We start from the raw sequence: 12,785 nt of genomic DNA, 5'->3' as shown, positions 1-12,785 counted from the left end.
GAAACGATCGTGGAGATGCGGTTAAGCTCGGCGCGGACGCGCGCTTCGACGGAGCGGTTTACTTCGAGGGCTTGACGACCGCCGGACGCAGCAGGAAGGCCGGCACGTGCGAGCCGAGGCCGACCGGCGTCTCGCCCTCGTCCTCGTCGCCGCGGCGGCGTGGCGGGCGACGCTCCTCGCGGGACCGCTCGGCGGTGCGCTCGGGACGGGGCGCCCGGTGCGAGGCCTGCGGCGCGGGGGTTGGGGCGAGATCCTGCACGACCTCCGTCTCCGGCGCCGCGCGCTCGGACGCGCCGCGGCGGGACGAGGAGCGCGCGGTGCGCCCATCCCGGCGACCCGCCCGCTTCGGCGCACGGTCCTCCGCCGCCTCCGGCCCGCTGCCGGCATCCGCCCTCAGGGCATCGTCCGAGGCAAGCAATTCCGACTGGGCAGGATCCGACACGGCCGGATCCGACACGGCCGGATTCGACTTGGCCGGATTCGACCTGGCGCTCTCGGCCCTGGTCCGCTCCGGACGGCCGCCCGACGCGGCGCGGCCTTCGGATCTGCGGCCTTCCGGCTTGCCGCGGCCCTCGCCGCCCCGGACCTGCCGGCCCGTCTTGCCGCGGTAGCGGGTGCGGGTCGACTCGCCGTCCGCGGAAGGCGCGGAATCCGGCACCGTCGCGAGGTCGCCCTCGGCCCAGGGAATCGGCTGGCCGATCAGGGCCTCGATGGCGTTGAGCGAGCGCTCGTCGGCGCGGCTGACCAGGGTGAAGGCGTGTCCGGCCCGGCCGGCGCGGCCGGTCCGGCCGATGCGGTGCACGTAGTCCTCCGGATGGTGCGGCACGTCGAAGTTGAAGACGTGGCTCACCGCCGGGATGTCGAGGCCGCGCGCCGCCACGTCGCTGGCCACCAGGAGCGGCACCTCGCCCGAGCGAAAGCCGTCCAGCGCGATGGTGCGGGCGCGCTGGTCCATGTCGCCGTGCAGGGCCGCCACGTTGAAGCCGTGGCTCGCCAGGGACTTCTGGAGCAGGGCCACGTCGCGCTTGCGGTTGCAGAAGATGATGCCGTTGTTCAGCTCGGCCTCGCCGCGGATGAGGCGGCGCAGGAGGTCGCGCTTCTCGTGCCCCTCGGAGCTCGTGGCCACGAGCTTCTGCACGATGGTCGAGGCGGTGGAGGCGGGCCGGGCCACCTCGATCCGCTGCGGCGTGTGCAGGAACATGTCGGCCAGCCGCTCGATCTCCGGCGGCATGGTGGCGGAGAAGAACAGGGTCTGGCGGGTGAAGGGCACCATCTTCACGATGCGCTCGATGTCGGGAATGAAGCCCATGTCGAGCATGCGGTCCGCCTCGTCGATGACGAGCAGCTCGACGCCGGTGAGCAGCAGCTTGCCGCGCTCGAAATGGTCGAGGAGCCGGCCCGGCGTCGCGATCAGCACGTCGGTGCCGCGCATCAGCTTGGCGTCCTGTTCCGCGAAGGAGACGCCGCCGATGATGAGCGCGACGTTGAGCTTGTGGTTGATGCCGTAGCGGTCGAAATTCTCCACCACCTGGGCGGCGAGTTCGCGGGTCGGCTCCAGGATCAGCGTGCGCGGCATGCGGGCACGGGCCCGGCCGTTCTCCAGGAGCGTCAGCATCGGCAGCGTGAAGGCCGCCGTCTTGCCGGTGCCGGTCTGGGCGATGCCGAGGACGTCGCGGCGCGCGAGCACGTGAGGGATGGCCTGGGCCTGGATCGGCGTGGGCTCGGAATAACCGGCCGCCGTGACGGCCTGGAGGACCTTGTCGCTCAATCCGAGGTCGGCAAAAGACATATTCTATGAGAACCGTTGCGCGCGGGAATGGACCAACCGGCGCGGAGGACATCGACACGGCGACGGCTGGCATCAGGGGCGGCTTCGACACACGACCCGCCGCGCACACGCGTTGCGGGGACACTTAGGGCCTTGCACGGCCTTGTCAATCGAGGGGAACCCGGTCAGGACGGCTTATCCGCAGGCCCGTGTCGCCCGCGCACCATGACCCGGACCCCGGACCCGGATCCCGGCCGACCCCTTGGCTGGCCCCTTGGCCGGCCCCTTGCCTCGGCGGGTACGATCCCCGCCCTGGACCGAGGACCGAATTGCGCATCCTGCTCATCAACCCCAACACCACCGCCGCCGTCACCGACCTCGTGGCCGCCCATGTCCGGGCCATCGCCGGAGACGGCATCGCCCTGGTTCCCGCCACCGGACGGTTCGGGGCCCGCTACATCTCCAGCCGCGCCGCGGCGGCGATCGCCGGGCACGCCGCCCTCGACGCCTTCGCCGAACACGGGCACGGCTGCGACGCGGTCTACCTCGCCTGTTTCGGCGATCCCGGCCTCGCCGCCCTGCGCGAGGTCTCGCCGGTCCCGGTGGTCGGGATGGCCGAGGCCGCTTGCCGGGCCGCGAGCGCGGGCGCCCGGCCCTTCGCCATCGTCACCGGCGGCGTCCTGTGGGGGCCGATGCTGACGGAGTTCGTCGCCGGCCTCGGCCTCGGCGCGTGCCTGACCGGCGTGCGCACCGTCGCGCCCACGGGGGCCGAGATCGCCGCCGACCCGGAGGCGGCCCTCGGCCTCCTCGCCGCGGCCTGCACCGCCTGCGTCCGGGAGGACGGCGCCGAGGCGGTGATCCTCGGCGGGGCCGCCCTGGCCGGGCTCGCGGCGCGGATCCAGCGCGCCGTGCCGGCCCCGGTGCTGTGCTCGGTCGAGGCCGGCACCCGCGCGGTGCTGGCCGCCGCGGCCGGGGGAGGGCGCCCGGCGGACGAAGCTCCGCCGCTCGCGAGTCTCGGCCTGCCGCCGCCGCTCGCGAACCTGCTGGCCCGTACCTGACGCCCCTCGCTTTGCGATGCAAAGAATCCGCTTGCATCCGCTTTGCAGGCCTATATACTTTGCGATGCAGAGTGAGGCATGTCCCATGACGGATCTCGACAAGGCCCTGGCCGACATCGTCGCCATCCGCGCGCAGTTGGGCCGCGGCAGCGCTTTTCGGGGATACGGAGCGGCGGCCTTCGCGGCCACCGCGGGGCTCGCACTCGCCACCGCCGCGGCACAGACCGTCCTCCTCGACGATCCGACGGCGGTGCCGCTGCTCTACTTCGGCGGCTGGATCGCCACCGCCTTCGGCGCCCTCGGCCTGATCGGGTGGGAGATGTGGGCCCGTTCCCGCCGGCACAGCGGCGGCTTCGCCGACTGGATGATCCGGGACGCGGTGGAGCAGTTCCTGCCAGCCGGTGCCGCCGGCGCCCTCCTCGCCCTGGTGCTGGCGCGGGTCTCGCCCGAGACCCTGTGGATGCTGCCCGGCCTGTGGCAGGTGCTGGTGAGCCTGGGGATCTTCGCCGGCGCCCGGGTCATGCCGCGGGCGGTCGCCCTGGTGGGCGCCTGGTACCTCGTGGCCGGCCTCGCGGTGCTGGTGCTGACGGCCGAGAGCCATGCCCTGTCGCCCTGGGCGATGGGGCTGCCCTTCGCCGTCGGGCAGGGGCTGATGGCGCTCGTCGTCCGCCAGAGCACGGAGGCCACCGATGTCGCGGGCTGAGGCGGCTCCCTTCGCCTATGAGGGGCTGGACCGGGTCATCCACGAGAAGGCCCGCCTCGGCCTCCTCACCTCCCTGATCGCCCATCCCAAGGGCCTCGCCTTCGGCGACCTCAAGCAGCTCTGCGGGCTCACCGACGGCAATCTCAGCCGCCACCTCCAGGTTCTGCAGGAGGCCGGCCTCGTCGAGATCCGCAAGGGCTACGACGGCAACCGGCCCCAGACCACCTGCGGCCTGACCGCCGCCGGGCGCAGCCGTTTCCTCGACTATCTCGCGGTGCTGGAGCGCGTGGTGCGCGACGCCGCCGAGGCGGCCGAGCGCGCCCCCGAAGCCGCGGGCCGGCCGCAGCCGGCCTGATCCGTCCGCAGGCTTCGCCACTCTCCGACGCCCAAGATCCATCCTCCATTTGCCAGGAAACTTTACAATGCAAAGCACTCTGCAGGACCGACTGCATGTGGGCATCATCATGGACGGCAACGGCCGCTGGGCGACCGAGCGCGGATCGCCGCGGGTGGCGGGCCACAGGGCCGGTGTCGCGGCGACCCGGCGGGTCGTCGCGGCGGCGGCCGGGGCCGGCATCGGCACCCTGACGCTCTACGCCTTCTCCAGCGACAACTGGCGCCGGCCGCCGGACGAGGTCACCGGCATGATGGAATTGCTGCGCCACTACCTCCAGACCGAGGCCGCGCACCTGGCGCGGGCGGGGATACGCCTCAGCGTGATCGGCCGGCGGGATCGCCTGCCCGCGGGTCTCGCCGAGGCCATGGGCCGGGCGGAGCACCTGACTTCGGCCGGAAACGGCCTGCACCTGCGCATCGCGATCGACTATTCCGGCCGCGCCGCGATCCTGGCGGCGGCGGGCGCGCTGGCGGGCACGTCGACCGAGCCCGGCTCGCCATCGGCCGCCGCCTTCGGGCGGGCGGTCAGCGGCGAGCCGATCCCGGACGTCGACCTCGTGATCCGCACCAGCGGCGAGCAGCGCCTCTCGGACTTCCTGTTATGGGAGAGCGCCTATGCCGAGCTGCACTTCACGTCCACGCACTGGCCCGATTTCGGTCCGGAGGACCTCGCCGCCGCGCTCCGGGCCTTCTCGGGGCGAACCCGCCGTTTCGGCGGTCTCGCCGCGCCCGCCCGGGCCGCCTGAATCCCCGGGCTTCGGGGCCGGCAGCGCGGACGAGCCCTCGAGGCGCGCGGAGCGGGCGGCGCCCTCCTCGGCGCGCGTGCTCAGCGCCTGAGGTCGAGCGCCGTGCAGGGATCGAGGCGCGTGCGGGACGCCGCGGGGCCGATGGCGCCCGTGGTCTCGGGATCGGCGGCCGGGATCCGCGCCTCGCGCTGGCGATCCGGGCCGCGCTCCACGGCGCGGGACAGGTACTGGGTGGCGCCGAAGGCGCACACCGCGACGACCAGACCGACCTTGAGCGCCCAGGGCAGCAGGGTCGCCGGTCGCGGCGGCTCCGCCGCCCCGCGCCCGAACTCCGTCCTCGCCTCGCGGGCGAGCGCGTCCGCGGGCAGGTCGAGAGGGGGGCTGGGCAGGAGCATGGGCGCGATCGTCCGTCTGGCGGCGCGGACCCTGGCCGCGCGTCCCGAAGTCTCGCCCGGCATGGTTAAGGAGGACTTGCGCCGGCGGCGCTTCGAGACAGCGCCACCCCGCGGCGGACGGCAATAAAACGTGAGATCGACCCGCAATCCGGCACAATGCTGCAGGTAATTCGGATCTGAAGAAAGTCTTGCGGCGGGTCTTGATTTCAACAGGCGACGTCCAATGACGGGATCATTTGTCTCCCGAGGATGTGCGTGATGGCACCGACGTACAAAGCTCGAAATGACCGATCGCTAACCTTTACCCTTCTTTGACATCTGGGGTCCTAATAGGTGGCCTTGTTGCAGGAAAGCGACAGACCTCGCGTCGGCCAGGGACTACAAGCGCGCCGGCTCTCGCCAACCAGGACCAGGTTAAATCCATGAAAAGACTGCTTCTCGCCTCCACCGTGCTCGCCGGCCTGACTGCCGTCGCTTCGGCCGCCGATCTTCCGCGCCGCGCGGCTCCCCCGGTGTTCGTGCCGGTGCCGGTGTTCACCTGGACCGGCTTCTACGCTGGTTTCAACGCCGGTTACGGCTTCGACGCCTCGAATCGCCAGACCAACGTCTACAACAATGTCTTTCCGAACCTTGTGCAGCCGAGCATCGCAGGCGCTCAGATCGTCTACTCCAACAACTCGAACGAGGGTTTCACGGGTGGTGGCCAGATCGGCTACAACTATCAGTTCACCCCGGGCTCGGGTGTCGTGATCGGTGTTGAGGCCGACGCTCAGTACGTCGATTTCGGCCGTAGCCGGAACAACGCTCTCGTCGGTCCCGGCACCTTTGCAGCCACCCCTGGCGTCACCTTCGTCGATCCGCGCGGCACCGCCAGCCTCGACTACTTCGGCACCGTGCGCGGCCGCCTTGGCTATGCCTTCGACCGCACCCTCGTGTACGGCACCGGTGGCTTCGCCTACGGCGCTGGCAGCAATGAGCGCTCCTTCGGCGGCTTCCGCGGCAACGACGACTTCCGCACTGGCTGGGCCGCTGGCGGCGGTATCGAGTACGCCCTGCCGACCGACTCGTTCCTGAACTTCTTCAAGTCCTCGGCCGTCACGCTCAAGGTCGAAGGCCTGTACGTGAACCTCGAGAACAACAACCGCAACGCTGGCGTCTACGCTTACGACACCAACAACGTTCTCTACCGTCAGCCCGGCTTCACCAACCGCAACAGCGGCACCGAGTTCGCCGTCGTCCGCGCCGGCCTGAACTACAAGTTCGGCTCCTACTAGGATCCGAACGGCCGCCCGCGCGACCGATCCGGTCGCGCGGGCTCGGGCCAACGGGAAAGCCCGGCCTCGCGGCCGGGCTTTCGCGCGTCTGGGGCCCTGTCCGAGCGCCCGTCGATCGCCCGCGCCACCGGAATGCCGGAGGCGCGGGCGATCGCGTTCTCAGATGTCGAGCTCGGCCCCGTCGGCGAAGGCGGCGCGCTCGGAGATGAAGGTGAAGCGGGCCTCGGGCTTGTTGCCCATCAGCCGCTCGACCGCGTCCCCGGTGGAGTCGCGGGCCTCGTCCAGCACCTCGACCCGCAGGAGCGTGCGCTTCTTGGGGTCCATGGTGGTCTCCTTCAGCTGCGCCGGCATCATCTCGCCGAGGCCCTTGAAGCGGCCGATCTCGACCTTGCCGTTCTTGAAGACCGTCCGGATCAGCTGCGCCTTGTGGTCGTCGTCGCGGGCATAGGCCGTCTTGGCGCCCTGGCTGATCCGGTAGAGCGGCGGGATCGCCAGGTAGAGGTGCCCGCGGTCGATGAGCTTGGGCATCTGCCGGTAGAAGAACGTGATCAGCAGCGAGGCGATGTGGGCGCCGTCGACGTCGGCGTCCGTCATGATGATCACCTTCTCGTAGCGAAGGTCCTCCGAGCGGTAGCCCGCGCCGGTGCCGCAGCCGAGCGCCTGGGTCAGGTCCGAGATCAGCTGGTTGGCGCCGAGCTTGTCCCGGCTCGCCGAGGCGACGTTGAGGATCTTGCCGCGTAAGGGCAGGATCGCCTGGGTGGCGCGGTCGCGCGCCTGCTTGGCCGAGCCGCCGGCCGAATCGCCCTCGACGATGAAGATCTCCGAGCCGGCCATGCCCGCCTTGGAGCAGTCGGCGAGCTTGCCCGGCAGGCGCAGCTTGCGGGTGGCGGACTTGCGCGCGACCTCCTTCTCCTGGCGCCGGCGCAGGCGCTCCTCGGCCCGGTCGATCACCCAGTCGAGGAGCTTGTTGGCCTGGCCCGGGGAGGCGGCGAGCCAATGGTCGAAGGCGTCGCGGATCGCGGTCTCGACGATGCGCGAGGCCTCGACGGTGGCGAGCTTGTCCTTGGTCTGGCCCTGGAACTCGGGCTCGCGGATGAACACCGAGAGCATCGAGGCGCAGGTCGCCATGACGTCGTCGGTGGTCACCGCCGTCATGCGCTTGGCCTGGCCGACGCGCTCGGCATGCTCGCGCAGGGCCCGCAGCAGGGCGACGCGCAGACCGCTCTCGTGGGTGCCGCCCTCGGCCGTCGGGATGGTGTTGCAGTACGAGGCCGAGACGCCGTCGTCGGTCACCATCCAGGCGACGGCCCATTCGAGGGAGCCGTGTCCGCCGGGCTTGGTGATCTTGCCCGAGAAGATCGCGTCGGTGACGAGCTCCTTGCCCTCGAGGTCGCGGGCGAGATAATCGCGCAGGCCGCCGGGGAAGCGATGCACGGTCTCGGCCGGCACGTCGTCGAGGCCGTCGAGCAGGGCGGGCGCGCAGCGCCAGCGGATCTCGACCCCGCCGAACAGGTAGGCCTTGGAGCGCGCCATCTTGAACAGGCGGCGGGGGTCGAACTTCAGCGCCCCGAAGATTTCGGCATCGGGGTGGAAGCGCACGCGGGTGCCGCGCCGGTTCTGCACCCGGCCCACGGTCTCCAGCGGCCCCTGCACGTGGCCGCGCGAAAAGGTCTGGCGGTAGAGGGTCTGGCTGCGGGCGACCTCGACCTCGAGTTCGTCCGAGAGGGCGTTGACCACCGAGATGCCGACGCCGTGCAGGCCGCCCGAGGTCTCGTAGACCTTCGAGTCGAACTTACCGCCCGCGTGCAGGACGGTCATGATGACCTCGAGCGCGGACTTGTTCGGGTATTTCGGATGCGGGTCGACGGGGATGCCGCGGCCGTTGTCGGTGACGACGAGGTGGCCGCTCTCCTCCAGCTCCACCTCGATGAAGCTGGCATGGCCGGCCACGGCCTCGTCCATGGAATTGTCGATCACCTCGGCGAAGAGGTGGTGCAGGGCGCGCTCATCGGTGCCGCCGATATACATGCCGGGGCGGCGGCGCACCGGCTCCAGCCCCTCCAGCACCTCGATGGTGGAGGCGTCGTAGCCGGCCTCCGCCGAGACGGGCGGCGGCGCGAGCGGCGCCACGGCGGCCTCGAGCTTGCGGCGCTCGGCGGCCTTCGGCGCGGGCGCCTTGCCGCCGGCGAAGAGATCGCGTGCGGGGTCGCTCACCGGAGCGCCTCGCGCGGGTGATGGTGAGGCCGCGGGCTTCGCGGGCCGGATCGCAGAGGGAGACCGTGCAGCATTCGCCTTCATCCTCTCACCATACCGGAACAAACCGGAAACAGAAAGGGGTTCCCGCCCTGTGCGGCAGGGGCCGGAAGCCCCCGCCGCACAGGGCGTACCACCCCATGACATGGTATGGATGTGGTTAAGAAGGCCTGACGGTGGCGTGATCGGTGGATCGTCGCGGAACGGGCGCGCTTCCCGCGCCCCGCCTCAGGTCCCGACGCGGCCGCCGCCGCGGCGGGTGATCGTCAGCACGGCGGGGCGGGGCGGCATCGCCGGGTCGAAGTCGGGCCAGCGCGTGGCGGGCGCCTCGAAGGTGGCGGGCACCGCCTTCGGATCCTCCTCGTCGGCCTCGCCGGGATGCTGGACGGCCACGAAGAAGGTGGTGTCGTCCGGCGTGAAATAGGGGCCGCACATCTCGGCGCCGTCGGGCACGCGGAAGAAGTGCTTGCCCGTGCCGCGACCCGGCCCTTCCGTCTCCACCGCCCAGATGCCGTCGTTGCGGCCGGTGCGCGAGGGCGCGTTGCCGTCCGTGGCGACCCAGAGCCGGCCGAGGCCGTCGACCGAGCAATTGTCCGGCATGCCGAACCAGCCGTTCGCCGTGGTGGCCGACGAGAAGGTGGCGCCCACCGCCGCGACGCTCGGATCGCCGCAGCGGACCAGGATCTCCCAGGTGAAGCCGGGGGCGGCATGGTCGCCGTCGTCGGGGGTGAGCTCGACGATGTGCCCGAAGCGATTGTCGGCGCGCGGGTTGGCGGCGTCGACCTGGTCGGCCTTGCGCTTCCCGTTGTTGGTCAGCATCACGTAGACCTTGCCGGTCTTCGGATTGGCCTCGACGTCCTCGGGCCGGTCCATCTTGGTGGCCCCGAGGCGGTCGGCGGCGAGCCGGGCGCCGATCACCACGTCGGCCTGGCCGTGGAAGCCGTTCCCGGGCGTCAGCGGCCCCTGGCCGAACACCAGCGGCATCCAGGTGCCGCGCCCGTCGGCGTCGAAGCGGGCCACGTGCAGGGTGCCGGAATCGAGGAGGTCGCGGTCGCCGCTGTCGGCCCGGCCCGCGGTGACGAACTTGTAGACGTAGTCGAAGCGCTCGTCGTCGCCCTGGTAGATCACGTACTGGCCGCCCCTGGCGACGATGCCCGCCGCGCCCTCGTGCTTGAAGCGCCCCAGGGCCGTGCGCTTCTTCGGGGTCGAGGTCGGGTCGAACGGGTCGATCTCCACCACCCAGCCGAAGCGGTTGGGCTCGTTGGGCTCCTTCGAGACGTCGAAGCGCTCGTGGAAGCGGCCCCAGGCATAGGCGCTGGCCGGCAGGTTGAACCGCTTGTGGTTGGCGGCCTCCGGCGAGCCCTCGGCCGAGGCGCCCGAGAAGTAGTAGTTGATGTTCTCCTCGCAGGTCAGCCAGGTCCCCCAGGGGGTCGTGCCGCCGGCGCAGTTGTTGATCGTCCCGAGGACCGCCCGGCCGCCGGGATCGGCCGCGGTCCGCACCCGGTCGGTGCCGGCGGCCGGGCCGGTCAGGACCATCGGCGTCGTGGCCGTGAGGCGGCGGGCGTAGCGCGAATCCGGCACCACCGCCCACTTGCCGTCCTGCCGGCGGATCTCGACGACCGAGCCGCCATGGGCCGCCATCTCGATGTCGACGAGTTCCCGGGTCATGCCCTTGAAGGCGACGGCCTTGACGTCCTGGCGGCCGAGGCCGGGGAACATCAGCTCCTCGTTGGTGTATTCGTGGTTGACCACGAGGAGGCCGTGCGACGCCGGGTCGGCCGCCCCCGGCATGGGGAAGTAGCCCACGAAATCGTTGTTGTAGCCGAACTGCCGGCTCTGCGCGGCCGCCGTCTGGTTGCGCGGGTCGAAGGCCGGCGCGCCGGGCAATACCGGATCGCCCCAGCGGATCAGGATCTCGGCGTCGTGCCCGGCGGCGACGTGATGGTGCGCGTCCGATCCGGCCTCGATCTCGGCGAAGGGGAAGCGGGTGTCGGGGGCTTCGGCGGCCTGCGCCGCCCCGGCGGCCAGGGCGCGGGGCGTCACCACCGCCGCGATGGCGCCGACGCCGAGGAGCCCGCGCAGGAGGTCGCGCCGGTCGAAGCGCGCCGCCACGATGTCGCCGAAGGTCGGGTTGGCGCTGCCGTTCGACCCGCGATCCTCCGCCGCCTCCGCGGCCTGCGAGCGGGTTCGCGTCGGTTTGGTCATGCGTCAGGTCCGTGAAGGCGGGTGGCAAACCCTTCCGCTAGCCGGCACGCATGGCACCGGTGTGACAGCGCCCCCAGTGGTCAGAAGCGGTAGGCCGTCCGGCAGGCGCCCCAGTGACGGCCCTGGACGCGGATGGGCGCGTCGACCTCGCGCACCATGACGATGCGGTCGCCGACCTCGCGGCGATAGACCTGGACGGTGGCCGGGCGGGTGGAGCGCGCCGCGGTGATGCCGGTGCGGTCGTCGAAGATGCGCCGGTTGCGGCTGTGGGCGTTGTTCCAGACGGGGTCGCCGGGCCGCTGCGGCTGCGACACCGCGCGGTTGTGCACCGGCACGTAGCCGTTCCGGTCGGCCACGATGCAGAACATCATCGCCGGATCCTCGGCGAGCGGCGCCTCCAGCACCGGGCGCAGCAGGCGCTCCAGGACCTCGACCGAGCGGGTCGTGAACTGGCGCGGGTCGGTGTCGAGCACCGCCACGTAGTCGGTGTCGAACAGGAGGGCGGGGGAGAGGCGCCCGGCGGCGATCTCGGCCTGCATCAAGTCGCCGATGCGGCCGGCGAGGCCCTGGGCCCGGGCGACCAGGGGGGCGTACTCCGCCTGGATCGCCCCGAGCCGGTCGGCGAGCCTCGCGTCGGTTCCGGCATCGAGCCCGTCGAAGGCGCAGTGCAGACCCATGGGGCTCACCGCCGCCACCCGCGCCCGGACGGCGCCGATCGAGGCGATGTCGAGGTCGAGGCTCTGGCCGGCGGCGATCTCCGGCCCGACCTCGGGCCGGGCCAGCAGGGCGCCGCCCGCACTGAGGTCGATGGTGCGGGTGCGCGCGCCACCGCGGATCGCCACCGTCAGGTCGGCCGGGTAGCGGTCGGCCCGGCGCCGGTCTCCGATCTCGTTCTGGCGGATCACGGCGACGAAGCGGCGCCCGAGGCCGGCGGCCTCCTCGGCGGCCTGGCCGGCCGCGCTCTCCATGGCCTCGGCCCGTCGATCGAGGGCGACGGTGGCCGCGCTGGTCTCGCCGGCACCGGCGCTCACGTCCGCGATCAGCCCCGCCGTGCGCGTGGCCTCCGAGACCACGTGGGTGACGATGCCGACCTGCTGGTCGACGATGCCCCGCACGGTGCCGAAGGCGGGCCGGACCGCCTCGATCGCCTCCGCCGCCGCGCCGATGGCCGCGCTGGAGGCGGTCGCCCCCTCGCGCAGCCGCGCGATCCGGCTGCGGACGTCGTCGGCCGCCCGGGCGGTCTCCACCGCGAGGGCCTTCACCTCGGCTGCCACGACGACGAAGCCGCGGCCCGCCTCGCCGGCCCGGGCCGCCTCGATGGTGGCGTTCAGCGCCAGCAGGTTGGTCTGGCGCGCCACCGTCGAGATCGTGTCGACGATGCTGGCGATCTCGTTGCCGGCCGTCGCCAGGGCGCCGATCAGGGCCCGGGCCTCGGCGCCCCGGCTGCCCGCCTGGTCGAGATGCCCGGAGGCCTGGTCCATCGCGTCGGTGATGCGCGTCGAGACCGTGGACAGGCCCTCGGTCCGCCCGGTGAAGCCGGCGCTGGCCGCGCTCGCCGCCTCCGCCGCCTCGGCGAGGTGGCTCATGCGGGCGCGGATGGCGGCCAGCCCCGCCTGCATGTCCACGACCTCCGTGCGCGTGACCGCGATGGAATCGCCGACGTTGCCGATCGCCTTGAGGACGTCGCTCTCGATCGCGTCCAGCACATCGCCGTGGCCGGCCTGCGGCGACGGATCGGCCCCCGCCCGAAGCTCCGCGAGGGGCGGGGCGTGCGCGGGAGTCGCGGGGGGCCGGGCGGCCTGTTGTCTCGACAAGAATCGCATGTCCGCAATGTTCGGCACGATCCCGTAAGCAATCGCTAACAACGCGGCGCGCACCGGTCCGCAGCGCCCGGATTTCGAGCGCGGGACCGATCACGTGTTCGGGATTCGTCGGGACGGAATGCCGAGGCCGGCAGGGTCTCGCGTCCGGGGAACCTGTCGGCCTC

Annotated in this window: 10 protein-coding genes; 5 read left to right on the top strand and 5 right to left on the bottom strand. The window is 71.9% G+C overall.

What is annotated here, in order from left to right; all coding sequences use genetic code 11:
* Positions 1-58: 58 nt before the first annotated feature.
* Entirely contained in the window at positions 59-1,789 is a 1,731-nt protein-coding gene (locus ASF49_RS06300) for a DEAD/DEAH box helicase (protein ID WP_056469479.1), read from the bottom strand.
* A gap of 308 nt (positions 1,790-2,097) precedes the next feature.
* On the opposite strand from ASF49_RS06300, the gene ASF49_RS06295 reads away from it, so the two are divergent.
* From ASF49_RS06295 to ASF49_RS06280, 4 genes are all read left to right on the top strand, one after another.
* Positions 2,098-2,826: an aspartate/glutamate racemase family protein gene (locus ASF49_RS06295; protein ID WP_056469478.1), complete on the top strand. Its 729-nt coding sequence runs from the start codon at positions 2,098-2,100 to the stop codon at positions 2,824-2,826.
* 85 nt (positions 2,827-2,911) lie between these two features.
* Positions 2,912-3,529, top strand: coding sequence for a hypothetical protein (locus ASF49_RS06290; RefSeq protein WP_056469477.1), 618 nt, complete (start codon positions 2,912-2,914; stop codon positions 3,527-3,529).
* Positions 3,516-3,884 (top strand): transcriptional regulator, encoded by a 369-nt coding sequence (locus ASF49_RS06285; RefSeq protein ID WP_056469473.1) that lies wholly within the window; start codon positions 3,516-3,518, stop codon positions 3,882-3,884. Before ASF49_RS06290 ends, ASF49_RS06285 begins: the two co-directional genes overlap by 14 nt.
* Before the next feature lie 67 nt (positions 3,885-3,951).
* Positions 3,952-4,671, top strand: a complete 720-nt coding sequence (locus tag ASF49_RS06280; RefSeq protein ID WP_056469469.1) for a di-trans,poly-cis-decaprenylcistransferase — start codon at positions 3,952-3,954, stop codon at positions 4,669-4,671.
* Positions 4,672-4,751: 80 nt separating this feature from the next.
* On the opposite strand, the gene ASF49_RS06275 is transcribed toward ASF49_RS06280, so the two are convergent.
* Positions 4,752-5,066 carry a hypothetical protein gene (locus ASF49_RS06275; protein ID WP_056469465.1) on the bottom strand — a complete coding sequence of 105 codons (315 nt, stop codon included), beginning with the start codon at positions 5,064-5,066 and terminating at the stop codon, positions 4,752-4,754.
* A 422-nt stretch (positions 5,067-5,488) separates the two neighbouring features.
* Here ASF49_RS06275 and ASF49_RS06270 point away from each other — a divergent pair, with 422 nt between their 5' ends.
* A complete protein-coding gene (locus ASF49_RS06270; RefSeq protein WP_056469463.1) occupies positions 5,489-6,340 on the top strand; it encodes an outer membrane protein in 852 nt (283 codons plus the stop codon).
* A 159-nt stretch (positions 6,341-6,499) separates the two neighbouring features.
* On the opposite strand, the gene parE is transcribed toward ASF49_RS06270, so the two are convergent.
* The 3 genes from parE to ASF49_RS06255 form a co-directional block, all read right to left on the bottom strand.
* A complete protein-coding gene (gene parE, locus ASF49_RS06265; RefSeq protein ID WP_056469459.1) occupies positions 6,500-8,554 on the bottom strand; it encodes a DNA topoisomerase IV subunit B in 2,055 nt (684 codons plus the stop codon).
* A gap of 267 nt (positions 8,555-8,821) precedes the next feature.
* Complete coding sequence (locus ASF49_RS06260) at positions 8,822-10,798, bottom strand: PhoX family protein (protein WP_056469455.1); 1,977 nt, start codon at positions 10,796-10,798, stop codon at positions 8,822-8,824.
* Positions 10,799-10,878: 80 nt separating this feature from the next.
* Positions 10,879-12,612: a methyl-accepting chemotaxis protein gene (locus ASF49_RS06255; RefSeq protein ID WP_162240957.1), complete on the bottom strand. Its 1,734-nt coding sequence runs from the start codon at positions 12,610-12,612 to the stop codon at positions 10,879-10,881.
* Positions 12,613-12,785 lie beyond the last annotated feature (173 nt).

The organism is Methylobacterium sp. Leaf104, assembly GCF_001422885.1.
In the GTDB taxonomy this organism is placed as follows: Bacteria; Pseudomonadota; Alphaproteobacteria; order Rhizobiales; family Beijerinckiaceae; genus Methylobacterium.
The sequence above is the reverse complement of the archived record's forward strand: the minus strand, read 5'-3'. Positions and strand labels throughout refer to the sequence as shown.

Bases quoted from the DNA above. Each gene is read 5' to 3' on its own strand.
- ASF49_RS06260 (WP_056469455.1), bottom strand. From the start codon at position 10,798: ATGACCAAACCGACGCGAACCCGCTCGCAGGCCGCGGAGGCGGCGGAG.
- ASF49_RS06300 (WP_056469479.1), bottom strand. From the start codon at position 1,789: ATGTCTTTTGCCGACCTCGGATTGAGCGACAAGGTCCTCCAGGCCGTC.
- ASF49_RS06280 (WP_056469469.1), top strand. From the start codon at position 3,952: ATGCAAAGCACTCTGCAGGACCGACTGCATGTGGGCATCATCATGGAC.
- ASF49_RS06275 (WP_056469465.1), bottom strand. From the start codon at position 5,066: ATGCTCCTGCCCAGCCCCCCTCTCGACCTGCCCGCGGACGCGCTCGCC.
- ASF49_RS06285 (WP_056469473.1), top strand. From the start codon at position 3,516: ATGTCGCGGGCTGAGGCGGCTCCCTTCGCCTATGAGGGGCTGGACCGG.
- ASF49_RS06270 (WP_056469463.1), top strand. From the start codon at position 5,489: ATGAAAAGACTGCTTCTCGCCTCCACCGTGCTCGCCGGCCTGACTGCC.
- ASF49_RS06290 (WP_056469477.1), top strand. From the start codon at position 2,912: ATGACGGATCTCGACAAGGCCCTGGCCGACATCGTCGCCATCCGCGCG.